This window comes from Bradyrhizobium arachidis (assembly GCF_024758505.1).
Taxonomy (GTDB): Bacteria; Pseudomonadota; Alphaproteobacteria; order Rhizobiales; family Xanthobacteraceae; genus Bradyrhizobium; species Bradyrhizobium manausense_C.
Genome location: NZ_CP077970.1, coordinates 7,353,949 through 7,376,853 on the forward strand (window position 1 = coordinate 7,353,949; position 22,905 = coordinate 7,376,853).

22 protein-coding genes are annotated in these 22,905 nt (G+C 64.1%); 6 read left to right on the forward strand and 16 right to left on the reverse strand.

Features of this window, described 5'->3' with window-relative positions; all coding sequences use genetic code 11:
• Positions 1 to 3 precede the first annotated feature (3 nt).
• From KUF59_RS34265 to KUF59_RS34275, 3 genes are all read right to left on the reverse strand, one after another.
• Positions 4 to 996, reverse strand: a complete 993-nt coding sequence (locus KUF59_RS34265) for a Bug family tripartite tricarboxylate transporter substrate binding protein (RefSeq protein ID WP_258767645.1) — start codon at positions 994 to 996, stop codon at positions 4 to 6.
• Between the two features lie 140 nt (positions 997 to 1,136).
• Positions 1,137 to 2,339 carry a CaiB/BaiF CoA transferase family protein gene (locus KUF59_RS34270; protein ID WP_258767646.1) on the reverse strand — a complete coding sequence of 401 codons (1,203 nt, stop codon included), beginning with the start codon at positions 2,337 to 2,339 and terminating at the stop codon, positions 1,137 to 1,139.
• On the reverse strand, positions 2,336 to 3,310 hold the full coding sequence (locus KUF59_RS34275; RefSeq protein ID WP_258767647.1) for a hydroxymethylglutaryl-CoA lyase: 975 nt from the start codon (positions 3,308 to 3,310) through the stop codon (positions 2,336 to 2,338). Before KUF59_RS34275 ends, KUF59_RS34270 begins: the two co-directional genes overlap by 4 nt.
• A 116-nt stretch (positions 3,311 to 3,426) precedes the next feature.
• Between KUF59_RS34275 and KUF59_RS34280 the strand changes: the two genes are divergently transcribed.
• From KUF59_RS34280 to KUF59_RS34295, 4 genes are all read left to right on the forward strand, one after another.
• A complete protein-coding gene (locus tag KUF59_RS34280; RefSeq protein WP_258767648.1) occupies positions 3,427 to 4,368 on the forward strand; it encodes a LysR family transcriptional regulator in 942 nt (313 codons plus the stop codon).
• Between the two features lie 114 nt (positions 4,369 to 4,482).
• Complete coding sequence (locus KUF59_RS34285; protein ID WP_249140780.1) at positions 4,483 to 5,796, forward strand: lytic murein transglycosylase; 1,314 nt, start codon at positions 4,483 to 4,485, stop codon at positions 5,794 to 5,796.
• Between the two features lie 270 nt (positions 5,797 to 6,066).
• Positions 6,067 to 6,570 (forward strand): DUF1993 domain-containing protein, encoded by a 504-nt coding sequence (locus tag KUF59_RS34290; RefSeq protein ID WP_258767649.1) that lies wholly within the window; start codon positions 6,067 to 6,069, stop codon positions 6,568 to 6,570.
• Positions 6,571 to 6,760: 190 nt separating this feature from the next.
• The gene (locus tag KUF59_RS34295) at positions 6,761 to 7,864 is read left to right on the forward strand and encodes an alkene reductase (protein ID WP_258767650.1); all 1,104 of its coding nucleotides are present in this window, start codon (positions 6,761 to 6,763) and stop codon (positions 7,862 to 7,864) included.
• 205 nt (positions 7,865 to 8,069) lie between these two features.
• Here KUF59_RS34295 and KUF59_RS34300 read toward each other — a convergent pair whose 3' ends face one another.
• Complete coding sequence (locus KUF59_RS34300; protein ID WP_258767651.1) at positions 8,070 to 9,113, reverse strand: aromatic ring-hydroxylating dioxygenase subunit alpha; 1,044 nt, start codon at positions 9,111 to 9,113, stop codon at positions 8,070 to 8,072.
• A gap of 83 nt (positions 9,114 to 9,196) precedes the next feature.
• Positions 9,197 to 10,411 (reverse strand): ABC transporter substrate-binding protein, encoded by a 1,215-nt coding sequence (locus KUF59_RS34305; RefSeq protein ID WP_258767652.1) that lies wholly within the window; start codon positions 10,409 to 10,411, stop codon positions 9,197 to 9,199.
• Between the two features lie 151 nt (positions 10,412 to 10,562).
• Here KUF59_RS34305 and KUF59_RS34310 point away from each other — a divergent pair, with 151 nt between their 5' ends.
• Entirely contained in the window at positions 10,563 to 11,318 is a 756-nt protein-coding gene (locus tag KUF59_RS34310) for a TetR/AcrR family transcriptional regulator (protein ID WP_258767653.1), read from the forward strand.
• A 132-nt stretch (positions 11,319 to 11,450) separates the two neighbouring features.
• On the opposite strand, the gene KUF59_RS34315 is transcribed toward KUF59_RS34310, so the two are convergent.
• The 9 genes from KUF59_RS34315 to KUF59_RS34355 all read right to left on the reverse strand — a co-directional run bounded on the left by KUF59_RS34315 (position 11,451) and on the right by KUF59_RS34355 (position 21,166).
• Positions 11,451 to 13,193 (reverse strand): ABC transporter substrate-binding protein, encoded by a 1,743-nt coding sequence (locus KUF59_RS34315; protein WP_212461871.1) that lies wholly within the window; start codon positions 13,191 to 13,193, stop codon positions 11,451 to 11,453.
• A 132-nt stretch (positions 13,194 to 13,325) separates the two neighbouring features.
• Positions 13,326 to 13,655 (reverse strand): DUF2160 domain-containing protein, encoded by a 330-nt coding sequence (locus tag KUF59_RS34320; RefSeq protein ID WP_212405971.1) that lies wholly within the window; start codon positions 13,653 to 13,655, stop codon positions 13,326 to 13,328.
• Between the two features lie 10 nt (positions 13,656 to 13,665).
• A complete protein-coding gene (locus tag KUF59_RS34325) occupies positions 13,666 to 14,472 on the reverse strand; it encodes a carbohydrate ABC transporter permease (RefSeq protein WP_212461782.1) in 807 nt (268 codons plus the stop codon).
• Positions 14,472 to 15,446 (reverse strand): carbohydrate ABC transporter permease, encoded by a 975-nt coding sequence (locus KUF59_RS34330; protein WP_212461783.1) that lies wholly within the window; start codon positions 15,444 to 15,446, stop codon positions 14,472 to 14,474. Before KUF59_RS34330 ends, KUF59_RS34325 begins: the two co-directional genes overlap by 1 nt.
• Entirely contained in the window at positions 15,446 to 16,531 is a 1,086-nt protein-coding gene (locus KUF59_RS34335; protein WP_258767654.1) for an ABC transporter ATP-binding protein, read from the reverse strand. Before KUF59_RS34335 ends, KUF59_RS34330 begins: the two co-directional genes overlap by 1 nt.
• Positions 16,532 to 16,543: 12 nt before the next feature.
• Complete coding sequence (locus KUF59_RS34340; RefSeq protein ID WP_258767655.1) at positions 16,544 to 17,626, reverse strand: ABC transporter ATP-binding protein; 1,083 nt, start codon at positions 17,624 to 17,626, stop codon at positions 16,544 to 16,546.
• Positions 17,623 to 19,173, reverse strand: coding sequence for a glycerol-3-phosphate dehydrogenase (gene glpD / locus KUF59_RS34345; RefSeq protein ID WP_212461786.1), 1,551 nt, complete (start codon positions 19,171 to 19,173; stop codon positions 17,623 to 17,625). The genes KUF59_RS34340 and glpD overlap by 4 nt, the downstream gene beginning before the upstream one ends.
• A 370-nt stretch (positions 19,174 to 19,543) precedes the next feature.
• The gene (locus tag KUF59_RS34350) at positions 19,544 to 20,392 is read right to left on the reverse strand and encodes a DeoR/GlpR family DNA-binding transcription regulator (RefSeq protein WP_212461787.1); all 849 of its coding nucleotides are present in this window, start codon (positions 20,390 to 20,392) and stop codon (positions 19,544 to 19,546) included.
• 99 nt (positions 20,393 to 20,491) lie between these two features.
• A complete protein-coding gene (locus KUF59_RS34355; protein ID WP_258767657.1) occupies positions 20,492 to 21,166 on the reverse strand; it encodes an HAD family hydrolase in 675 nt (224 codons plus the stop codon).
• A 170-nt stretch (positions 21,167 to 21,336) separates the two neighbouring features.
• Between KUF59_RS34355 and KUF59_RS34360 the strand changes: the two genes are divergently transcribed.
• On the forward strand, positions 21,337 to 21,789 hold the full coding sequence (locus KUF59_RS34360) for a nuclear transport factor 2 family protein (RefSeq protein ID WP_258767658.1): 453 nt from the start codon (positions 21,337 to 21,339) through the stop codon (positions 21,787 to 21,789).
• Between the two features lie 273 nt (positions 21,790 to 22,062).
• Here the strand turns inward: KUF59_RS34360 and KUF59_RS34365 are convergent, their stop codons facing one another.
• Both KUF59_RS34365 and KUF59_RS34370 read right to left on the reverse strand, forming a co-directional pair.
• The gene (locus KUF59_RS34365; protein ID WP_212405980.1) at positions 22,063 to 22,254 is read right to left on the reverse strand and encodes a hypothetical protein; all 192 of its coding nucleotides are present in this window, start codon (positions 22,252 to 22,254) and stop codon (positions 22,063 to 22,065) included.
• A 208-nt stretch (positions 22,255 to 22,462) separates the two neighbouring features.
• Positions 22,463 to 22,891, reverse strand: coding sequence for an acyl-CoA thioesterase (locus tag KUF59_RS34370; protein ID WP_258767659.1), 429 nt, complete (start codon positions 22,889 to 22,891; stop codon positions 22,463 to 22,465).
• Between the last annotated feature and the right edge of the window lie 14 nt (positions 22,892 to 22,905).

The following is a 22,905-nucleotide window of genomic DNA, read 5'->3' on the forward strand; positions in this document are numbered from 1 at the left end:
TCCCTACTCGCCGGTGATGCCGAGCGCGCGCACGAGATCGCCCCGCGCCTGGTAGTCGACCTCAATCTGGCGCCTGAAGGCGTCCTGGGTGCCGCCGGTGGCGATCATGCCCTGCTTGTCCAGCCATGCGCGCATCGTGTCGGTGACGAGGATCGCGTTCACCTCCTTGTTGAGGGCCGCGATCACGGGCTCCGGCGTCTTTTTCGGCAGCATGAAACCGATGTAGCTGATGATATTGAAGCCGGGAAACGTCTCGCTGATGGCCGGCACGTTCGGCAGCAGCGGATAGCGCTTCTCCGAGGTGACGCCGAGCAGCTTGATGCTGCCCGCCGAGGCCAATGGCTCCAGCGCGGTGGGTGCGCCGAACACCAGCGGTATCTGCCCGCCGAGGAGGTCGTTCACCGAGGCCCCCGTCCCCTTGTAGGGAATGTGGGTCATGGTGAAGCCGCCGGACTTCTGCAGCATCTCGCCGGCGAGACGGTGCGGCGTCGAGCTGCCGGAGCTGCCAAAGCTCAGGGTTTGCGACTTTTGCTTGCCCAGGGCAACCAGCTCGGCGACCGAATTTGCCGGGACGTCCTTGCCCGCGGCGAGCAACAATGGCGACCATGCGACACTGACGACCGGCTCCATCGCCTTCGACAGGTCGAAATGATTGCTCGATGCACGATGCGGATCGATGGTGAGCATCGCATCCGTCACCATCAGCACCGTGTATCCGTCAGGCTCGGCGCGCGCCGCCGCCTGGGCCGCGATCATGCCATTGGCGCCCGTCTTGTTCTCGATGACGACGGATATCTTGAAGGTGTCGCCGAGCTGCTTGCCGATGATCCGGGCCAGCGCGTCGGCCTGTCCGCCCGCGGAATAGCCCACCAGGATCGTCATCGATCGCGATGGATAGGACTGCGCCTTTGCGGGGGTGCCCGCCGCAGCGAGTGCGAGCGCCGCAGCCGCGACAAGACTACGCGCCTTCCATTGAACCAGCTTGCGGGACATCATCTTCCGTTTCCTCCCTGTTGCTTGGCGGCGGTTGGTCCGCTCTTGTTTGCGTCAGCTTCTTGTTTGGGCATGATCTCCGCCCAAACGCGTACCGCGTTTGTCGCGAGGGAAAACCGCTGTACACTTTTCCGGATCATGCGCTACGCGGCCGTGCCCAATACGCCTGCCGCATGGAATTCTGCGATTTCGCGCGTCGAATATCCGGCGGCGCCCAGGATTTCCTCAGTGTGCTCGCCGATCCGCGGCGGTTGGCGCTCGAGAGCCGGCCGCTCGCGGCCGTCGCCGAACTCAACCGGCAGCGCCGGGATTCCGACCTGAGGCCCCCCGCCAAATCCTGAAACGGCTGTCGCGAGCAGGCCGCCGCCGGAAAGCAGATGCGGATCGAGCGACAGTTCGTCGGGACGCCCGACCTTCGAATAGGCGACCCGCGCCGCTTCGCACTTTTCGAGGATTGTTTCGGACGGCAATCGCGCGATCCGCCGCTCCAGTTCGGGCAGCATCCATTCGCGCGCTTCGCAGCGATTGGCGTTGCCGACAAGGCGCGGGTCGTCGCGCCAGTCGTCGAAGCCGAACGCATCGCAAAAGCGTTGCCAGTGGCCGTCGGAGGTGCAGCCGATGAAGATCTGGCCGCCGTCAGACGCGGTGAAGACGTCATACACGCCCCAGGCATTCTTCCGTGCGGGCATCGGCGGCATCGGACCGCCGATCACGGCGCTGCCGACGACGAGGGCGCCGAGCATGAAGGTCGCGCTCTCGAACAGCGAGCTTCCGACCTTCTGCCCTTTTCCGGTGAGGTCGCGTTCGCGCAGCGCCGAAAGTGCTGCCACCACGCCGAACACGCCGCCGAGGATATCGATGACGGGCGCGCCCGCGCGCAACGGCCGTCCCGGAGGCCCCGTCATATAGGCGAGCCCGGACTGCATCTGCACGACTTCGTCAAGCGCGCCGCGGTTCTCGTATGGCCCTTTCAAAAATCCCTTCATCGAGAGATAGACGAGGCGCGGATTGATCTTGCGCAGATCGTCCCAACTGCACTTCAGCCGCTCGATCGTTCCCGGTCCAAAATTCTCCAGCACGACGTCGGCATCGCGCACCAGCCGATGCACGATCGCCTGTCCTTCCGGCCGCTTCAGGTCGATCGCAATCGAGCGCTTGTTGCGGTTGTAGGTTGCGAAGAATCCGGCGGCGAAGCCCGGCAGTCGCCGCGTCGGGTCGCCGTCGGCCGGCTCGATCTTGACGACGTCGGCGCCGAGATCGGCAAACAGCACACCGGCGCACGGCCCCATGATGGTGTGGCCGAAGTCGAGCACCTTGAGGCCCGCAAGCGGTTTGGACGGCGTCATCGGGCGGCCTTTTCCCTGAATGCGGCGAGTGTGCCCGACCGCAGCGCGGCGCTCGGCAGCCGATGTCCGACGATCAGCTCGGCAAGACGCCCGGCTTCGATCAGCGCCTCGATGTTCAGCCCGGTCGAGATTCCCATCTCCTCGCACAGCAGCGCCAATTCTTCGGTGGCGATGTTGCCGGGCGCCCCGGGCTGGCCGGCAAAAGGACAGCCGCCGAGCCCGGCCACGGCGGCATCGAACGCGGTCACGCCCAACCGCAACCCCTCATAGGCGCAGGCGATGCCCTGACCGCGGGTATCATGGAGATGGAGACCGATCCGCAAATCGTCCCAGCGATCGCGAACGGCGCCGACGGCGGCCGCAACGCGCATCGGTGTCGCCCAGCCCATCGAGTCTGCGAGCGCGACATCGCGCACCTCGATGCCGGCCTCGCGTGCGATGGCGAGCCCGTCCGCGACCGTCTCGACGACTTTTGCCGGCGACACATCGCCGGCAAAATTGCAGCCAAACGCGGCCATGACGATAATCTTTGCAATCGGCACATCAGCCTGCCGATGCACGCGGACATATTTCTGCATCGCCTCGATCTGCCCGGCGCGATCGCGGTTGAGGTTCCGGATGGCGAAGGGTTCGGAGGCGCTCAGCGAAATGAAGCCGGCAAGCGTGAGCTTTCCCTTGAAGGCCAGCGCGCGCTGCAAGCCGCCTTCGTTGAACCACAGCGCGGTGTATTCGACGCCCTCACGCGGGGTGAACCCCGCCATCACCGCCTCGGCATCGGCCCAGCCCGGAACGTGCTTGGGATTGACGAAGGAGCCAACCTGGATCCGCGAAAGCCCGCAGGCTGACAGCGCGTCGATCAGTGCGATCTTGTCGGCGGTCGCGATCGGACCCGGCTCGATCTGAAAGCCTTCGCGGGGCCCTTCCTCACTGATGACGACGCTGTCCGGCAGGTCCCCGTACGCCAAGCCCATGCCGCCATCCTCCCGGGATTGTCCTTGTTTCCGGCGGGAGCTTGCCGGGCGGCCAGCCATCTGACAAATATAATATGAAGATCATCTCGTTCTGATAATTAGATGGAACGCGCGCCATGGCCCTCGGATTGCGCCAGATCAGATATTTCATCGCGATCGCCGACGCCGGGGTGCTGTCGCGGGCCGCGGAGGCACTCAACATCGCCCAGTCGGCGCTGAGCCATCACGTGGCCGCGCTGGAGGCCGATCTCGGCGTAAAACTGCTGGAACGACGGCCGCGCGGTGTCGCGCTGACCGCGGCCGGACGCCGACTCTACGAGCACGCCAGCGCCGTGCTCACGATTCTCGGCAAGGCGGAGGAGGACGTCCGGACCTATAACGAGGCTGCGACGGGGCCGGTCAGCCTCGGCCTCAGCCACACCGCGATCTCCATGGTCGCACTCGATGTCATGAAGGCGGTGCGAAAGAATTCTCCCGGTGTGCACCTCACAGTCGTCGAAGCGTTGTCGCCGGCGCTGATCGAGCGCGTCCTCTCAGGGACGGTCGATCTTGCGCTGACGTATAATCCGCCCAAGGACACCCGACTGGACATCGAGTTGCTGCACGAGGAAGATCTTTATCTCGTCGGAACCCCCGGCCTGATAGGTCGATCGTCAGGTCCGATTGCCTTCTCCGCGATTCCGCAAAGGAGCGTGATCGGACTGACGCCGATGCCGGCATCGCGCGCCATCATCCAGGCCCAGGTTCTGCGCAACCAGATCACCCCCAGCGAGACGCTTGAAGTCGATTCATTGTCGGCGCTGCGAATGGCGCTCGAAGCCGGGCTCGGCTGCGCGATCCTTTCCCGTGCGACCGTCCTCGCGGACCTTGCGGCGGAGAAATACCACGCGCGGCGGATTGTCGACCCGCCGCTGTCGCGTTCGCTCGCGCTCGTCGCGCTTGCGGACCGGCCGCCGACAAAGGCCTTCCTCGAAGTCCGCAAGGCCGTCACCGAGGTCGTCCGCGCGGCCGTCAGCGAACGGCGATGGCCGGCGAAGCAAAGCGGAAGGCGGCGATAGCCGACCATTGACGAGATTCAGCCTCTTTATCGCCTCCGTCCGCCGGTTTACGGTGGGATTCGCAAAGCCTTTCCCTGCCCTCAATCCGGTGAGCTGATGTCCAGGACAAGTTTGATGTCCCGATGCGCGATCGCGGCATGCGCGACCATCTTCGCTGTTGTCTCCGCAGCATCGGCCCAGCCACTGCTTCCGCCTCCGGGCAGGCCGGCCGCCCCCGCAGCTCCGAAGGCTGCAACAGCACCCTCGCCGCGCGCGGCATCGTGTCATAACGGCGCGAGCTTTGACCGCTTCCTGGCCGAGCTGAAGCAACAGGCGGTCGCCGAGGGTGTCTCGCAGCGCACGATCGCGGAGGCCGCGCCCTACCTCGTCTACGACCAGGGCATCGTCAACCGCGACCGCGGCCAGCGCGTGTTCGGCCAGCTCTTCACCGAATTCGCCGGCCGCATGGCCGCAGTCTACCGGATGCAGAACGGCCAGCAGCACATCAAGCAATATGCGGCGGCGTTCGCGCGCGCCGAGAAGGAGTACGGCGTGCCGCCGGCGGTGATCGCCGCGTTCTGGGGACTGGAGAGCGACTTTGGCGCCAACATGGGCAATCTGCCGACGCTGAAATCGCTGGTGTCGCTCGCCTATGATTGCCGCCGCTCCGAGATGTTCGCCAAGGAGACCATTGCCGCGCTGAAGATCATCGACCGCGGCGACCTGCATCCTGGCGAGATGATCGGCTCCTGGGCGGGCGAGCTCGGGCAGACGCAATTCCTGCCCGTGCACTACGTCAACTACGCCGTCGACTATGACGGCGACGGCCGGCGCGATCTGTTGCGCTCGGGGCCCGACGTGATCGGTTCGACCGCGAACTACATCGCCAACGGCCTGAAGTGGCGGCGCGGCGAGCCGTGGCTGGAGGAGATCAAGGTGCCGCAAAACCTGCCGTGGGAGCAGACCGATCTGTCGACCCAGCAGCCGCGCTCCAAATGGGCGCAACTCGGCGTGACCTATCCCGACGGAAAGCCGTTGCCGAACGACAATCTCGCGGCCTCGGTGCTGCTGCCGATGGGACGGAGCGGTCCGGCCTTCATGGCCTATCCGAATTTCGCCGCCTACACCGAGTGGAATAACTCGCTGATCTATTCGACGACGGCGGGCTACCTCGCCTCGCGCATCGCCGGTGCTGCACCGATGCGCAAGCCGGCACAGCCGGTCGCGCAACTGCCGTTCAACGAGCTCAAGGAGTTGCAGCAACTGCTGGTGCGCGCCGGCTACAATGTCGGCAAGGTCGACGGCGTGCTGGGCCAGCAGAGCCGCATCGCTGTCAAGGCGATGCAGGTCAAGTACGGACTGCCGGCGGACTCCTGGCCGACCGCCGAGCTGCTCGCGCGTATGCGCGGCGGCACCGCGCAGGCGCAGCCCCAGGCGACGGTGCGGTAGACCGCCCCTCGCTGTCATGCCCCGCGAAGGCGGGGCATCCAGTATTCCAGAGGCGCCGAGATTCACAACGACTGCCGCGGCGTACTGGATCGCCCGGTCAAGCCGGGCGATGACGGCTGGAGAGAGCGGCGCGAGTGATATCGTCGTGGATCGATATGGTAGAATTTTTGTCCGGCGCCGCCGGTTCATGCAGTTGCATTTTTCCATGCGGATCCCATGTCAGGGGCCCAGGATTTCTCCTGACATTCCGCAACACGAAAAGAGCATCACATGTCCTTCTACGACGCCGTCGTCCCCGGCTATTTGCAAATGCTGAACAGCCTCTCCGGCCTGCTGACCAAGGCGGAAGCACATTGCGCGGCCAAGAAGATCGAGCCTGGCGTGCTCTTGGGATCTCGCCTCTTCCCGGACATGCTGCCGCTGTCCAAGCAGATCCAGCTCGTTAGCGATTTTGCCGCCAAGGGCTGCGCGCGGCTGACGCATAGCGAGGTGCCGTCGATGCCCGACACCGAAACGAATTTTGCGGAATTGAAGCAGCGGCTGGCCAAGACGATCGACTATGTCAAAACCTACAAGCCCGAACAGTTCGAGGGCGCCGACACCAAGGACGTCACCTTCCCGGCCGGCCCCGACCGCTCCATCACGGTGAAGGGGCAGCAATTCCTCTCCTCGTTCTCGCTGCCGAACTTCTATTTCCACGCCGCGACCGCCCACGGCATTTTGCGTCACAATGGCGTCGAGATCGGCAAGCGCGATTTCCTCGGCGTGAGCTAGGACGCCTTCGTTTCCCGCAGGCGCCGCGGCACAGATTGAATCTGCTGTCGCGGCGCCGATTGCACTTGAATTATGCTCCGCGGGCTTCGCGCGCAGCTCGCCTGCACTTTCGGAATGGCTCGTCCCTTGCGCCGGTCACCGCGATGCACAAATCTTCCCTCACCTTCCACTGCTTGAAAGCATTTTTCCGATGAGCCGACCGACCAAACTGTTTGAGCCCTATAAGCTCGGCCCGATCACGCTTGCCAACCGCGCGGTGATGGCGCCGCTGACGCGCAACCGCGCGGTGCCGGGCAGCTTCGTGCCGGGGCCGCTGGCCGCCGAGTATTACGGACAGCGCGCCTCCGCCGGCCTGCTCGTCACCGAGGCCAGCCAGGTCTCGCAACAGGGCCAGGGCTATCAGGACACGCCCGGCATCTATTCCAGGGATCAGGTCGCAGGCTGGCGCAAGGTCACCGATCGCGTGCATGAGCGCGGTGGCAAGATCTTCATCCAGCTCTGGCATGTCGGCCGCATCTCGCACACTGCGCTGCAAGCCGGCGGCGCGGCACCCGTCGCGCCCTCCGCAATCCGCGCCAAGGGCAAGACCTTCGTCAACGGCACCTTTGCCGACGTCTCCGAGCCGCGCGCGCTCGAACTCTCCGAAATCCCTGGGATCATCGACGACTTCAAGCGCGCGACGAAGAATGCACTGGAGGCCGGTTTTGACGGCGTCGAGATCCACGGCGCCAACGGCTATCTGCTCGATCAGTTCGCCAAGGATGGCGCCAACAAGCGCACCGATGCGTATGGCGTCTCAATCGAGAACCGCGCAAAGCTGATGCTCGAGGTCTCGAAGGCGGTCGCGGCTGAGGCCGGCGCCGATCGCACCGGCATCCGCATCTCGCCGGTGACGCCTGCCAACGACATCTCGGACTCCAGCCCGCAAGCCCTGTTCGACCACATCGTCGACGGCCTCAGCGCGCTCAAGCTGGTCTATCTGCATGTGGTGGAAGGCGCGACCGGCGGCCCGCGCGATTTCGCGCCGTTCGACTATGCGTCCTTGCGCAAGCGCTTCGCCGGCGCCTACATGGCCAACAACGCCTATGATTTCGAGCTCGCCAGCAAGGTGCTTGCAGCGAACGAGGCCGACCTGATCGCGTTCGGAAAGCCCTTCATCTCCAACCCCGACCTGGTCGAGCGGCTGAAGAAGGGCGCGGCGTTGAACGAATGGGACAAGAACACGTTCTACGGCGGCGGCGCCAAGGGCTATACGGACTATCCGACACTGGAGGCGGCGGAGGCGGCGGAGTAGCCACAACGTCGTCCTGGCGAAAGCCAGGACCCATTACCCCAAGAGGAAATTGTGGCAGCCAACTGCGGCCACAGCGCAGAGTCCTAACACAGGCCGGTGGTAATGGGTCCTGGATCAGCGCTCGCGTTGCTCGCTTGTCCAGGACGACGCAGTGAAAGGAAAAAGGCCGGGATCGTTCCCGGCCTTTGTCTTATCCATCACCACTTCACGCAGACGCGCGGGCTTCTGCCTCGCTGGCGACCATCCGTTCCACGATCCGACGCATGCGCTGCGGGGCAGCGTCGATGGCGAGGCGGATGGTTTTGGCGTTGGGCCGCGCCCGCGCCACCTGTTCGATGCGTTCCAAAATCTCCTTGTCCTCGTTGAAGGCGATCCGAAAATCGGCATGCAGTCGCTGAACGACGTCGGCATCGTCAAGCGCAAAATTGCGGACATGCAGCCAATGGTCGATGCAGATGTTGTCGTCGACGGGGGTGATGAAATGGCAGGCGAAGATGCGTAAGCCCGCACCGCGATCGGCGGGATCGGCAATGATGCCGGCATCGGCGCTGCCGAAATCGATCACCGCGATGCACGGCGCGATATAGTCGTAGTAATGCCAGCGGTCGACGTGCCCCTGGAAATTGCCGTATTTGGCGAACAGCGGAATCGGCGGCGCGCTCTTGATCCATCGCCACACCAGAACCCCGCGCTCGCCAAAGCTGTGCTCGACCGGAATCTCCTCGCTCGCCGAATTGCCAAGCGTCGACAGGTGCACAAAGCTCACATGCGCGGGGTCGCAAAGGTTGTCGGCGAGATTGAGATAGTTGGTCTCGATCCGCAGCGCGTCGCCTTCTGCCGCGTGCCAGCCGGGTTCGCCATGCTGCGGCAGGTCGTAGATCAGCGACGGGTCGGCGAGCGCGGCCTCGCCGGGCCAGATCCAGACCAACCCCATCTTTTCGTGAAGCGGATAGGACGGCACGCGCGCGTTCGGCGGAATCACTGGCTGGCCGGGGATGCGGACGCAACGCCCCTCCGGACCGAACGTCATGCCGTGATATCCGCATTCGATCGCGTCACCCCTGAGCTTTCCCATCGACAGCGGCGCCAGACGATGGGGGCAGGCGTCGTCGAGCGCAATCGCGCGGCCCGCCTCGCTGCGGTAGACAACGAGATCCATGCCAAGGATGCGGTGCCGGGACAGCGTCCGCGTCACGTTGCGTGACCAAGTGAGCGGGTACCAGGTGTTGCGAGGGGCGAGCAGGTTCATGATGCGACCTTTGCAGGAGCCGGGATTCTTGTTTTGACGCGTTTTCTTGACGCGAACCGGGGTCCACTTCGCTGGAAAACGCTCTAGTTCTTCAGTTTCGCCAGCACTTCCGTGTCGGCGGGCTGGAAGTCGGCGCCGTCGACATAGCGCCAGTCGGTCATCACACCCTCGCCGTCCCTCACCGCGAGAGTTCCGATATAGACTCCCATGGTGGACTGATGGTCGATCGCCCGGAACGCAACATTACCGACCGGGGTATCGATCTTGAGATGCTCCATGGCCTTGATCAGATCGTCCGCACGGGTCGAACCGGCCGTCTCGATCGCCTTCGCAAGCACCAACGTGTTGATGTAGCCGATCAGCGCGCCGATGTTCGGCGGCTCCTTGAAGCGGTCGACATAGGCCTTGAAGAACGCGTCGTGCGCCGGCGTTTTGATCTCGCTCCGGGGATAGCCGGTCACGAGCCATCCGGCCGGCGCCTCATCCTTCAGCGGTGCCAGATACTCGGGCTCGCCGGTGAGCAGGCTGACGACCGAACGGTTGGCAAAGGCCTTGCGCGTCGTTCCCTCGCGCACGAGCTTGGCGAGATCGGGGCCGAACGTCGCGTTGAAGACCGCTTCCGGATTGTCCGCCGTCATCGCCTGCACGACGGCGCCGGCATCGATTTTGCCGAGCGGCGGCCATTGCTCCGACACGAACTCGACATCGGGCCGCAGCCGCTTCAATTCGCGCTTGAAGCTTGCGACCGCGGCCTGGCCGAACTCGTAGTTCGGCGCGATCGTCGCCCAGCGCCGCGCCGGGAATTTGGCGGCTTCCTTGGCCAGGATCGAGGCCTGCGTATAGGTGCTCGGCCGCAGCCTGAACGTATAGCGATTGCCCTTTTCCCAGATCAGCGCGTCCGTGAGCGGCTGCGATGCCAGAAAAAAGGTCTGCTTCTGCTTGGCGAAATCGGCGACCGCGAGGCCGATATGGGACAGGATCGTTCCGGTGAGGAGATCGACCTGCTCGGCCTCGACGAGCTGCCCGGCCTGAGTGATGGCGACATCGGGCTTGCCGGCATCGTCGCGCGCGATGATCTGAAGTTTGCGCCCGAGCACGCCGCCCTTGCCGTTGATTTCGTCCCGTGCCAGCTCCCAACCCTGGCGATAGCCGCGCGTGCCGATCGGGAGCGCCGAATAGCTCGAGATCTCGCCGATCTTGATCGGCGGCGGTTCGGCCGCCAGGGCGGCCTCGATGCCCAGCCCGACCAGCGCCAGCAGACTAAGTACGATCAGTTTCACTGCATCTGACAGCCGCATGCCACCCTCCGTGACGGGACCAGTCAATGTATGTAGTACTTACTACATAACGAACACCCGGCATGCCGGATTGTCAACGCCCAAAAATCGGCGGGACTTGCCAAAAAACCGGCAGCCCCCATCCTGCAGATTGTGATTCCGAGGATACGCAATGGCTGATGACACCGACGTCCCGGCCCGGGAGCCTGTTGCGCGGACGAGGACCAGGGCCCGACCCGATCCATCCGCCAAGAGATTTGGCAGGACGTCCGGCAAGACATCCGCGAAGGGCCCCGCAAGACCCCGCCGGCGCACGCGCGCGCCGGAGCAGACGCGCGAGCAGCTCCTGCGGGCCGCAGTCGCCGAGTTCGCGCGCGAAGGCTATGGCGGCGCGCGCGTCGACCGCATCAGCAAGGCGGCCAAGAGCAATGACCGCATGCTGTATTACTACTTCAAGAGCAAGGAGAAGCTGTTCCACCAGGTCATCGAGCATTGCTATGCCGATCTCGTCGCAGGCGAGGAAGCACTCGATCTCGATTTTTCACGGCCGCGCGAGGCTCTCGCCGCGCTGGTTGCGTTCAACTGGAACTATTACTGGGAGCACCCGGAGCTGCTCTCGATCCTCGCCTCGGAGAACCTGTTCAAGGGACGGCACGTCAAGAACAACATCCGCCGCAGCTTCGCCAACACGCAACTCGGCATGCTCGATCGTCTGCTCGAAAGCGGTGTCGCAAGCGGCGCGTTCAGGGCGGACTGCGACCGCTTCCACCTCTATCTCTCGATCCTGTCGCTGACCTATTTCTACCGCGCCAATCTGTACACGCTCTCGAGCTACACGCAGATCGATCTTGCAGAAGATGAGCGGCGAAAGGCGTGGCTCGCGCATGTGCAGGCGATGATAGAGAACCTCGTGCGGCGACCGAAGTGACGATGGGCGGCGGAGGCGGCGCAGGCGTTTCCTCTCCAACCCCCTCCCCGCAAGCGGGGCGAGGCGAAGACAGAAAAAAGGCCGGGATTGCTCCCGGCCTTTCGTCTTGCGGATGGCGTGGGCTGGTACGCCTTACTTCACTTCTGCGCGCTTGGGCGGGGTGGCGGGCCACGACTTGATCAGGGTGTCGTAGTCCACCGTTTCGCCCTTCGGCTTCTCGTTGGCGAGCTTGCGCTGGGGCGCGATGTGGCCGTCCTTCTCGGCCTTCGCGAACCAGTACTCGGCCGTCTCCTTCTTGTGGAGCTTCGGACCGCAGGCGCCCTGCACGTTCGACTTCTCGAGACGTTCAAGCACCGAGTCCTGGGCCGCAGCGAGCGAGTCCATCGCGGCCTGGGCGGTCTTCGCACCGGACGACGCATCGCCGATGTTCTGCCACCAGAGCTGCGCGAGCTTCGGATAGTCAGGCACGTTGTTGCCGGTCGGGGTCCACTGCACGCGCGCGGGCGAGCGGTAGAACTCGATCAGGCCGCCGAGCTTCGGCGCACGCTCGGTGAACGACTTGTCCCAGATGTCGGACTCACGGATGAAGGTGAGACCGACATGGCTCTTCTTCAGCGACACCGTCTTGGAGACGATGAACTGCAGGTAGAGCCAGGCCGCCTTGCGGCGATCGGCCGGGGTCGACTTCAGCAGCGTGGCGGAGCCGGCGTCCTGATAGCCGAGCTTCATGCCTTCCCTCCAGTACGAGCCGTGGGGCGAGGGAGCCATGCGCCACTTCGGCGTACCGTCAGCGTTCACCACCGGCAGACCGGGCTTCACCATGTCGGCGGTGAAGGCGGTGTACCAGAAGATCTGCTGGGCGATCGCACCCTGCGCCGGCACCGGACCTGATTCGGAGAAGGTCATGCCTTGCGCCTGCGGCGGGGCATACTTCTTCAGCCAGTCGAGGTACTTGGTGATGGCGTAGACCGAAGCGGGACCGTTGGTGTCGCCGCCGCGCTCGACCGACGAGCCGACCGGACGGCAGCCTTCCATGCGGATGCCCCATTCGTCGACCGGCAGGCCGTTCGGAATGCCCTTGTCGCCGTTGCCGGCCATCGAGAGCCAGGCGTCGGTGAACCGCCATCCGAGCGAGGGGTCCTTCTTGCCATAGTCCATATGGCCGTAGACCTTGACGCCGTTGATCTCCTTGATGTCGTTGGTGAAGAACTCGGCGATGTCTTCATAGGCCGACCAGTTCACGGGCACGCCGAGATCGTAGCCATACTTGGCCTTGAACTTGGCCTTGTAGTCCGGGTTGGTGAACCAGTCGTAGCGGAACCAGTAGAGGTTCGCGAACTGCTGGTCGGGCAACTGGTAGAGCTTGCCGTCCGGAGCCGTCGTGAACGACTTGCCGATGAAGTCGTTGACGTCGAGCATCGGATCGGTGACGTCCTTGCCCTCGCCCGTCATGTAGTCGGACAGCACGACCGTCTGGCCGTAGCGGAAGTGCGTGCCGATCAAGTCGCTATCGTTGATCCAGCCGTCATAGACGTTCTTGCCGGACTGCATCTGGGTCTGCAGCTTCTCGACGACGTCACCTTCCTGGATCAGGTCGTGCTTGAGCTTGATGCCCGTCAGCTCGGAGAACGCCTTGGCCAGCGTCTGCGACTCGTATTCGTGAGTCGTGATGGTTTCCGAGACGACGTTGATCTCCATGCCCTTGAAGGGTTCGGCGGCCTTCGCGAACCATTCAAGTTCCTTCTTCTGGTCTTCCTTCGACAGCGTCGAGGGCGTGAATTCCGCGATCCACTTCTGGATCACGGCGTCGTCGGCGGCGCGAACCGGCGCCGAGACGGCGAACGACACCGCAACGATGGCGGCGACGCTAGACATGGTCAGAAAACTATTCTTGGTCAATGGACCTTTCCTTCTCCTAAACTGTCGCATGTTGGGTTCCTCCGTTGCAGCGACAAACTTTGTATGCAGGTCCGGGTTGGGCCCCGGATCTGGTCTTCTTCGCGAGCTTCAGACCGTGCGAAAGATGAGCACGGCCGTGACAAGCGAAATTCCACTTGCGAACCACAGGTTCGAGATCTCGAACCCGTCCTCCCCGATCGGCAGCGTGCCGATCGCGTCGGTCCCGACGAACGCGATCCACAACAGGTGAATCACGGCCGCCGCGATCAGAGAAATGAACAGGCGATCGCCCCGCGTGGTCGGGATGCGCAGCACGCCGACCCGCTCGGCCTCGGGATAGACGGCGGCAAGCCAGGTCATGACAGCGAGCGTGCAGGCGAGCGCGGCGAAAAAGATCGCGGTCGGCAGCGTCCAGGCCATCCATGCGATGGATTCCATAAGCGCCTCCCTAAACCCGGCCCAGCGCAAAGCCGCGCGCGATATAGTTGCGGACGAACCAGATCACGAGCGCGCCCGGAATGATGGTCAGCACGCCGGCGGCAGCTAACAGGCCCCAGTCCATGCCCGCGGCCGAGACCGTGCGCGTCATGATCGCCGAGATCGGCTTGGACGCGACCGAGGTCAGCGTGCGCGCCAACAGGAGCTCGACCCAGGAGAACATGAAGCAGAAGAACGCGGCGACGCCGATGCCGCTTGCGATCAGCGGGATCAGGATCTTCACGAAGAAGCGCGGGAAGGAATAGCCGTCGAGGAACGCCGTCTCGTCGATCTCGCGCGGCACGCCGGAGACGAAGCCTTCGAGGATCCACACCGCCAGCGGCACGTTGAAGATGCAGTGCGCGAGCGCGACCGCCCAGGGCGTATCGAACAGCCCGATCGCCGAATAGAGGTTGAAGAACGGCAGCGCGTAGACCGCGGCCGGCGCCATGCGGTTCGACAGCAGCCAGAAGAACAGATGCTTGTCGCCGAGGAAGCGGTAGCGCGAGAACGCATAGGCCGCGGGCAACGCCACCGAGATCGAGATGATCGTGTTGAGGACGACGTATTCCAGCGAGTTGATGTAGCCGGAGTACCAGCTCTCGTCGGTGAAGATGCGCTTGTAGTGCTGCAGCGTCGGCGTGTGCGGCCACAGCGTCATGCTGGAGACGATCTCGGCGTTGGTCTTGAAGCTCATGTTGACGAGCCAGTAGATCGGCAACAGGAGAAAGATCAGGAACAGCGCCATGATAAGGCGACGGCCGGGAATCGAGTGCATCAGGCCACTCCTTCCTTTGGCTTGAGCGCGGTGACGGGCTTGAGCCCGGCCGCAGCCTTGGGCTCCGCCGCCGGCTCGCTCTCCGCCTGAACCTTGCGTTCGACGCCGGCGTTGGTCATCACGGTGTAGAAGATCCAGCAGACGATCAGGATGATCAGATTGTAGACCAGCGACAGGGCCGCGGCCTTGCCGAGGTCGAACTGACCAAGCGCGATCTTGACGAGTTCGATCGAGACGAAGGTCGTGGAGTTGCCGGGACCGCCGCCGGTGACGACGAACGGCTCGGTATAGATCATGAAGCTGTCCATGAAGCGCAGCAGCACCGCGATCAGCAGCACGCGGTTCATCTTCGGCAACTGGATCGCCTTGAACACGGCCCAGCGCGAGGCGCCGTCGATCTGCGCCGCCTGATAATAGGCTTCGGGGATCGACTTCAGGCCGGCATAGCAGAGCAGCGCGACGAGGCTCGTCCAGTGCCACACGTCCATTGCGATGACGGTGACCCAGGCATCGAGGGCGTTGGAGACGTAGTTGTACTCGATGCCGATGCTGTTCAGCGTGTAGCCGAGCAGGCCGATGTCGGGCCGGCCAAAGATCTGCCAGATCGTGCCGACCACGTTCCACGGAATCAGCAACGGCAGCGCGAGGATGACGAGGCAGGCCGCAACCGTCCAGCCCTCGCGCGGCATCGACAGCGCGACGACGATGCCGAGCGGCACCTCGATCGTGAGGATGATCGCGGAGAACAGCAAATTGCGGCCGAGCGAAGCCAGGAAGCGGCCGCCGAGATCGGTCGTGGGATCGAGCAGCTCCTTGAACCAGCCGACACCGTTCCAGAAGAACTGGTTGTTGCCGAAGGTGTCCTGCATCGAGTAGTTCACGACCGTCATCAGCGGCAGCACCGCCGAGAACGCCACCACCAGAAACACCGGCAGCACCAGGAACCAGGCCTTTTGGTTGATTGTCTTGTCCATCAGGCGGCTCCCTCCACCAGAAGGCTGTCGGCATAGACGTGGACGTGCGCCGGATCGAATTTCAGTCCGGCTGATCCGTCCGAGGACGCGAACCCGGCCGGCGCGCGCGCCGCGAGCTTGGCCTCGCCGAGACGGGCGCGCGCGAAGCGGATGCGACCGAGATCGTCGATGCGCTCGATCTTTGCGGTGAGCAGGCCAGGCCCGGGCGGGACCACGTCGACGAATTCCGGCCGCACGCCGATCTCGATCTTCGCGGCCGCAGGCAGATTGCCGTAGCTGCGGTTGAGCGCGATGGTGTGGCCGTCGATGCGCGCTTCCCGCCCCCTCACCTCGGCTGGCAGAATGTTCATGCCGGGCGAGCCGATGAAATAGCCGACGAAGGTGTGCGCGGGCTTGTCGAACAGCTCGGCCGGCGTGCCGCTCTGCACCACGCGACCGTCATGCATCACCACGACGGTGTCGGCGAAGGTCAGCGCCTCGGTCTGGTCGTGGGTGACGTAGATCATCGTGAGGTCGAGCTCGCGATGCAGCGCCTTCAACTTGGATCGGAGCTGCCATTTCAGCTCGGGATCGATGACGGTGAGCGGCTCGTCGAACAGCACGGCGGCAACGTCGTTGCGCACCAGACCGCGGCCGAGCGAGATTTTTTGCTTGGCGTCCGCCGTCAGCCGCGTGGCCTTGCGGTTCAGATAGGGTTCGAGGTCGAGCAGGCGCGCGATCTCGGTCACGCGCTTGTCGATATCGGCCTTGGCCACGCCGCGGTTCTTCAGCGGAAACGCCAGGTTCTCCCCCACCGTCATGGTGTCGTAGATCACCGGAAACTGGAACACCTGGGCGATGTTGCGCTTCTGGGTTGACAGCGGTGTGATGTCCTGGCCGTCGAACAGGATTTTTCCGCGCGACGGCGTGATGATGCCGGAGATGACGTTGAGCAGCGTGGTCTTGCCGCAGCCGCTCGGTCCGAGCAGCGCATAGGCGCCGCCCTGCCGCCAGGTCATGGTCACCGGCTTCAGCGCAAAGCATTCGGGGGCGGCGGCATTGCCGCCGTAGGAATGAGCGAGATCGACGAGGTCAATGCGGGCCATCGCGCATCTCCCTCACGAATTTTTGGTTGGCGCAGCGACCAGGCGGTCGGCCGCGTCGAACACGAAGACGTCGTTGGGATCGAGCACGGCATCGAGCGTCTGGCCGGGCTCGAATTCGTGCACGCCGTGCAGCACCGCAACCCAGTTCGAACCATCGCGGGTCACATGCACGAAACTCTCCGAACCGGTGATCTCCGTCACCGTCACTGTGGCGTGGAAGGCGTGGCGGTCGGTCTGGCCATTGGCGAGGCCGAGCTGATGGGCGCGGAAGCCGACGCGATAGGCGCCGTCGGCAAGGCCGGCATAGAGACCGGAGGCCGGTGCCGCGGTGCCGCCGGCATAGGCGACCTGGCCGTTCTTCTTCTCGATGCCGACGAGGTTGAGCGGCGGATCGGAGAATACCTGCGCCACGCGCAAGGTCTGCGGCCGGCGGTACACGTTGGAGGTCTCACCGATCTGGAGCGCCTGGCCCTCCCACATGCAGACCGTGTTGCCGCCGAGCAGCAGCGCCTCGGTCGGCTCCGTCGTGGCGTAGACGAAGGTGGCGCCGGTGGCCTCGAAGATGCGCGGCAGCTCGGCGCGCAGCTCCTCGCGGAGCTTGTAGTCGAGATTGGCGAGCGGCTCGTCGAGCAGCACGAGGTCGGCGCCCTTCACCAGCGCGCGCGCGATCGCGGTGCGCTGCTGCTGGCCGCCGGAGAGTTGCAGCGGCGTGCGCTTCAGGAACGGCTCCAGCCGCAAGAGCTTTGCTGCTTCCGCGACCCGCTTCTCGATCTCGGAGGCCGGCTTGCCCTGCACGCGCAAGGGCGAGGCAATGTTCTCATAGACCGTGAGCGAGGGGTAATTGATGAACTGCTGGTAGACCATCGCCACCGAGCGCTGGCGCACATCGATGCCGGTGACGTCCTTGCCGTTGACCAGCACCCTGCCCGTGGTCGGCTTGTCGAGGCCGGCGAGCAGTCGCATGATCGAGGTCTTGCCCGACAGCGTCGGCCCGAGCAGCACGTTGAGCGTACCGCCCTCGAGCGTCAGCGAGACGTCCCTTATATGCGCCATGCCGTCGACGGTACGGGTGACGTGATCGAGGGTCACGGTCATGAGCGTCCTCCTGCTTCCAGCAAGGGACTCTGCTGCACACCGTGGGTCGCAATCCAGTCGTTCAGTGCCGCGATCTGGTCGGCAGATAGTCGCAGGCCGAGCTTGGAGCGGCGCCAGACGATGTCCTCGGCGCTGACAGCCCACTCATTGGCCATGAGGTAGCGGACCTCGCGCTCGGTGAGCGTCGCGCCGAAGGACTGGCCGAGATCGGCCGCCGATTTGGCGTCGCCGAGAAGTTTTAGCGCGCGGGTGCCATAGGCCCGCGCCAGGCGCCTTGCATGCTCCGCACTCAGGAAGGGATAGCCGCGCTGGAGTTCCGCGATCAGGGCGTCGACGGCCGAAACGTCCATGTCGCCGCCGGGCAGCGGCCATTTTCCGGTCCAGCCCTCGCGCGATTTGGAGCTGCGCAGATAAGGCGCGAGCCGTTCCAGGGCCTCCTCGGCCAGCCGGCGATAGGTCGTGATCTTGCCGCCGTAGATCGAAAGCAGCGGCACGCCGCCGGGGGTGTCGAGCTCGAACACATAGTCGCGGGTTGCGGCCTTGGCTTCGCTGGCGCCGTCGTCATAGAGCGGGCGGACGCCGGAATAGTCCCACACCACGTCCTCGGGCTTCACGGGTTTTGCCAGATATTCGCTCGCGGCAGCGCAGAGATACGCGATCTCCTCCTTGGTCGCCTTCACCTTGGCCGGGTCGCCCTCATAGTCGCGATCGGTGGTTCCGATCAGCGTAAAGTCGTCCTGATAGGGAATGACGAAGATGATGCGACCGTCGGCGTTCTGGAACATGTAGGCGCGGTCATGGTCGTAGAGTTTCTTGACCACGATGTGCGAGCCCTGCACCAGGCGGACTTTTGCCTTGGCATTGACGCCGGCACCGCGCGCCAGCACATCCTCGACCCAGGGACCGCCGGCATTGACCAGCGCGCGCGCCTGGATGGTCGAGCGCTCGCCGCTGACGGTATTGACCATGCTGACCTGCCAGAGGCCGCCTTCCTGGCGAATTTCAGTGGCGCGGGTGCGGGTGCGGATCTCGGCGCCCTTGTCGGCGGCATCGCGCGCCGAGAGCACGACGAGGCGGGCGTCGTCGACGAAGCAGTCGGAATATTCGAACGCGCGCGTGTAGCGGTTCGGGATCAGCGGGCGGCCAACTTCATCCTTGGTGAGATCGACCGAGCGCGTTGCCGGCAGGAGGTGCCGGCCGCCGATGTGGTCGTAGAGGAAGAGGCCGAGCCGCAACAGCCAGGCCGGGCGCAGGCCGGCATGGTGCGGCAGGACGAAACGCAAGGGACGGATGATATGGGGCGCGATGCCCCAGAGGATTTCGCGCTCGATCAGCGCCTCGCGGACCAGGCGAAACTCGTAATATTCGAGATAGCGCAGACCGCCATGCACGAGCTTGGTCGACCAGGACGAGGTCCCGCTCGCCAAATCGTTCATCTCGCAAAGGAAAACCGCGTTGCCCCGGCCGGCCGCGTCGCGCGCGATGCCACAACCGTTAACACCGCCTCCAATGATGGCGAGGTCGAAAACACGCTCCAAAAGACGCATCCCCCGGCGACCGCCCGTTCACTTGGGCGATTTCACTTTCGTTTTCGGATTAAAACAGATCGCAAAACGAAAGCAAGACGAAAGGAAGCGAAACCGGAACTTTTTTGATGGGCAGATGGATCAATCGATGAGCACGCGTTTGCCACCTCCCCTGGAGGGGTCCGAGACGAGCGTAGCTCGCTCGTGGGTCGATCGCGCGAAGCGTGAGCGGGGTGGGGTGACGGTCTCTCCCCAAAGAAACTGCCCGATAACTGGATGGAGTGGCGCTTCGGTGAGTGTCCCTGCGTGGCTTCACCCCACCTCGGTCCGCATTCCGCTGCGCTACATGCGAACCGATCCTCCCCCTCCAGGGGAGGATGATAGTCGAGAGCTATCGCAGCCTTACAACCGGTCCCGCTTCGGGCGCGGAATCCTGCGCGGGCTCGGCCGGCGCGTCGTCGATGTCGGCCGACTTCGGCATGGCCTCGACCACCTCGATGCCCTTGCTGTGGCAGATCGTGGCGAGGCGCTCGGGGAGCTCCTGATCGGTGACGAAGGTCTGGATCTGGCTGATATGAGCGATGCGCACCGGCGCGCTGCGGCGGAGTTTTGTCGAGTCGGCGACCAGCATGACGCTGCGGGCGTTGGCGATGATGGCCTGCGCCACCTGCACCTCGCGATAGTCGAAGTCGAGCAGCGCGCCCTCCTCGTCGATCGCCGACGAGCCGATGATGGCATAGTCGACCTTGAACTGGCCGATGAGCTGCGTCGCGGTCGAGCCGACCACGGCGCCGTCGGCGCGCCGCACCGTGCCGCCGGCCACCACGACCTCGATGCGCGGATGGCGGTAGAGCAGCATCGCGACGTTGAGATTGTTGGTGATGACCAGCAGATCCTCGTGCGAGGTCAGCGCGCTCGCCACCTCTTCCGTCGTGGTGCCGATGTTGATGAACAGCGAGCAGCCGTTCGGGATCAGCGAGGCGGCGGCAGCGCCGATCGCCTTCTTCTCGTCGGCGGCCACGAAGCGCCGCGCCTCATAGGCGAGGTTTTCCACGCCTGAGGCGATGATGGCGCCGCCATGGATACGGGTCAGCGATCGCCGCTCGCAGAGATCGTTGAGATCCTTGCGGATGGTCTGCGCCGAGACCTCGAAGCGGCGCGCGAGCTCCTCGACCATCACACGGCCCGAGGCACGCGCGATGTTGAGGATTTCGGCTTGGCGATGGGTCAGTCCGGTCACGGCAACACCTCAAATCAGGTGTCGCCATGGTGCGGCGGTTCGCCGCCGAGGTCAACGCAAGAGCTGCGCACAGCGTTAAAGGCTGCGCTGCAACAACGCTCACCAGCTCATTGCTTGCGCAACCAGTGTCACCAGTTCCGGATCGTCGAACGCGCGCGCCGAGGCGATCGCGCCCGCCGCCACCAGATCGTCGTGGCTGAGGCTGGTGCGCATGCCGATCGTCCTGATTCCGGCGGCCGCCGCCGACTGGATTCCGGAGCGGGAGTCCTCGAACGCGATCGCAGCATGCGCCGCACCGCCGGTGAGCCGCAGCCCTTCCAGATACGGCATCGGATGCGGCTTGCCGTGGATGAGCTCGTCGCCGATGACGATCGCCTTGAAGCGGTGGGTAATGCCGAGCCCCGACAGCAGCATCTCGGCATTGAGCCGCGGCGCGTTGGTCACGGCGGCCATCGGGACACCGGCCTGGTCGGCTTCGTCGAGCAGCGCCATCAATCCCGGCACCGGCCTGATTTGCCCGGCGACCAGATTGCGAAAGACCTGCTCCTTCTCGCCCAGAATGGCCGCACGGGCGTCCTCGGATTCGTCAGGCAGGAAACGCTCGCCGATCGAGGCGTTGGAAAAGCCCTGAAGCTCCCTGGCGAAGCGGGCATGGTCGAACACATGTCCGCGCGGACCAAAGATTTCGTTGAACGCCTGGCGATGCAGCGCGTCCGTATCTGCCAGCGTGCCGTCGATGTCGAACAGCAACGCCCTGCCTTTTGCCTGCATCATCACTCTCATTCCCTTTGCGCGCATTCCCTCGCGCGCCGCGCATCAATGCGAAAGACGTATCAATACGGCGCGATCAACGCAATGCACGCAAAGATTTAACGGCGACGTGACACTCGACAAAGTCGCGCGCTGCTGCAACACTCACTTCAAGATAAAAAACGGAGGAAACAATGACTATCAATCGGCGCGACCTGGCTTTTACGGCCGCGGCACTTGCAACGCTGAGCGCGGTTCCTGCGCTCGCGTCTTCATCCGACGACGAAGCGGTCGCGAAGAATGTCGAGGCGTTTCGCCAGGGGCAACTCACGGCCGACGGCAAGGCGCTCGCGGCGCTCTGCGCGGACGATTTGAGCTACAGCCATTCCAGCGGCAAGGTCGAGGACAAGCAGGCGTTCCTTGCGGGCGCCACCGACACGTCGAAGACGAAATTCCTGTCGATCGAATATCGCGATCCCAAGATCAAGGTCGTCGGCCCGGCCGCGATCGTGCGCTTCAACTGGGTTGGGGAACAGGAATCCTTGGCCGATGGGAAGAAAATTCCGACCAACCTTCACATTCTGATGAACTGGCAGAAGCAGGGCTCGGATTGGAAGCTGCTGTCGCGCTCAGCAACGAAATTGTGATGCTAACCCTCTCCCCTTGTGGGAGAGGTGGCTCGCCGCGCAGCGGCGAGACGGGTGAGGGGTCTCTCTCCGCGATCGAATCTCGCGCATTTGAGTTTGCTGAAACAACCCCTCATCCGGCGCCATAGCCGATGCAAAGCATCGGCGTTCTTAAGAACGGCGGCCGAAGGCCGCCTATGCCACCTTCTCCCACAAGGGGAGAAGGGACAACAGAGTTCGCGGCAAGAGATTCCGGGTTCGCGCTTTGCGCGCCCCGGAATGACGAGCCGAAGATCACGCCGCCTCCTTCAAATCGCCGTTCACAAGCCTGCGCGCCGCGCGCTCGGCTTCGCGTGCGTTGCGGAAGAGTTGGCCTTCGAGGCGGTTGAAGCGGTGAGATGAGGCGAAGAAGCGGTATCCTTCCGGGTTGCGTACGACGATACCTGCGGTTTGCGAGTTCACTTCGATGATGTAGCTGTCCGGCATTGCCCGTTGATCCCTCAGTGCGGGCAAATAACGACGGGTCTGCCCAATGGTTCCTAAGGCAAACAAGCCGTTTCCACCCGAATCGACGCGAACTTAAGTACGCCGCGACCTCATCGGTTTTGTGACCTGTTGTTGGCAAAGACGCGACGCGCGTCCGCATCGCCGACACATGCGTTAAGAGGCCGCGCGAGATTAAGTCGCGCAGGGCTTACGTCGCGATCGGCGGATCGGTGCGCTGGATCGTCTGCGGCTTCCCTTCATCGTCGATCGAGACGTAGGTAAAATTGCCGTCGGTCACGAGGATCGGCTGCACCTCCTTGCGGCGCAGCGCCCAGGCTTCGAGATGCACCGTCATCGAGGTGCGGCCGATGCGAACGAGCGTGGCGTAGACGGAGACGAGATCGCCGACATAGACGGCCTTGCGAAAATTCATCGCGTCGATCGCCACCGTCACCGTGCGCGACTTCGCGACCTTCGAGGCGAACACGCCGCCGCCGACGTCCATCTGGCTGAGCAGCCAGCCGCCAAAGATGTCACCATTGGCATTGGTGTCGGCGGGCATCGCCAGCGTGCGGATGCAGAGATCGCCGGTGGGTCCGGTCGGATTGTCCAGCGGATGGACGTGGGTCTCGGCCATGAAGATCTCCTGCA

What these genes read in the sequence shown, in the direction of transcription:
- KUF59_RS34265 (WP_258767645.1), bottom strand. Translation starts at nt 996, where the DNA reads ATGATGTCCCGCAAGCTGGTTCAATGGAAGGCGCGTAGTCTTGTCGCG.
- KUF59_RS34270 (WP_258767646.1), bottom strand. Translation starts at nt 2,339, where the DNA reads ATGACGCCGTCCAAACCGCTTGCGGGCCTCAAGGTGCTCGACTTCGGC.
- KUF59_RS34275 (WP_258767647.1), bottom strand. Translation starts at nt 3,310, where the DNA reads ATGGGCTTGGCGTACGGGGACCTGCCGGACAGCGTCGTCATCAGTGAG.
- KUF59_RS34280 (WP_258767648.1), top strand. Translation starts at nt 3,427, where the DNA reads ATGGCCCTCGGATTGCGCCAGATCAGATATTTCATCGCGATCGCCGAC.
- KUF59_RS34285 (WP_249140780.1), top strand. Translation starts at nt 4,483, where the DNA reads ATGTCCCGATGCGCGATCGCGGCATGCGCGACCATCTTCGCTGTTGTC.
- KUF59_RS34290 (WP_258767649.1), top strand. Translation starts at nt 6,067, where the DNA reads ATGTCCTTCTACGACGCCGTCGTCCCCGGCTATTTGCAAATGCTGAAC.
- KUF59_RS34295 (WP_258767650.1), top strand. Translation starts at nt 6,761, where the DNA reads ATGAGCCGACCGACCAAACTGTTTGAGCCCTATAAGCTCGGCCCGATC.
- KUF59_RS34300 (WP_258767651.1), bottom strand. Translation starts at nt 9,113, where the DNA reads ATGAACCTGCTCGCCCCTCGCAACACCTGGTACCCGCTCACTTGGTCA.
- KUF59_RS34305 (WP_258767652.1), bottom strand. Translation starts at nt 10,411, where the DNA reads ATGCGGCTGTCAGATGCAGTGAAACTGATCGTACTTAGTCTGCTGGCG.
- KUF59_RS34310 (WP_258767653.1), top strand. Translation starts at nt 10,563, where the DNA reads ATGGCTGATGACACCGACGTCCCGGCCCGGGAGCCTGTTGCGCGGACG.
- KUF59_RS34315 (WP_212461871.1), bottom strand. Translation starts at nt 13,193, where the DNA reads ATGTCTAGCGTCGCCGCCATCGTTGCGGTGTCGTTCGCCGTCTCGGCG.
- KUF59_RS34320 (WP_212405971.1), bottom strand. Translation starts at nt 13,655, where the DNA reads ATGGAATCCATCGCATGGATGGCCTGGACGCTGCCGACCGCGATCTTT.
- KUF59_RS34325 (WP_212461782.1), bottom strand. Translation starts at nt 14,472, where the DNA reads ATGCACTCGATTCCCGGCCGTCGCCTTATCATGGCGCTGTTCCTGATC.
- KUF59_RS34330 (WP_212461783.1), bottom strand. Translation starts at nt 15,446, where the DNA reads ATGGACAAGACAATCAACCAAAAGGCCTGGTTCCTGGTGCTGCCGGTG.
- KUF59_RS34335 (WP_258767654.1), bottom strand. Translation starts at nt 16,531, where the DNA reads ATGGCCCGCATTGACCTCGTCGATCTCGCTCATTCCTACGGCGGCAAT.
- KUF59_RS34340 (WP_258767655.1), bottom strand. Translation starts at nt 17,626, where the DNA reads ATGACCGTGACCCTCGATCACGTCACCCGTACCGTCGACGGCATGGCG.
- glpD (WP_212461786.1), bottom strand. Translation starts at nt 19,173, where the DNA reads ATGCGTCTTTTGGAGCGTGTTTTCGACCTCGCCATCATTGGAGGCGGT.
- KUF59_RS34355 (WP_258767657.1), bottom strand. Translation starts at nt 21,166, where the DNA reads ATGATGCAGGCAAAAGGCAGGGCGTTGCTGTTCGACATCGACGGCACG.
- KUF59_RS34360 (WP_258767658.1), top strand. Translation starts at nt 21,337, where the DNA reads ATGACTATCAATCGGCGCGACCTGGCTTTTACGGCCGCGGCACTTGCA.
- KUF59_RS34365 (WP_212405980.1), bottom strand. Translation starts at nt 22,254, where the DNA reads ATGCCGGACAGCTACATCATCGAAGTGAACTCGCAAACCGCAGGTATC.
- KUF59_RS34370 (WP_258767659.1), bottom strand. Translation starts at nt 22,891, where the DNA reads ATGGCCGAGACCCACGTCCATCCGCTGGACAATCCGACCGGACCCACC.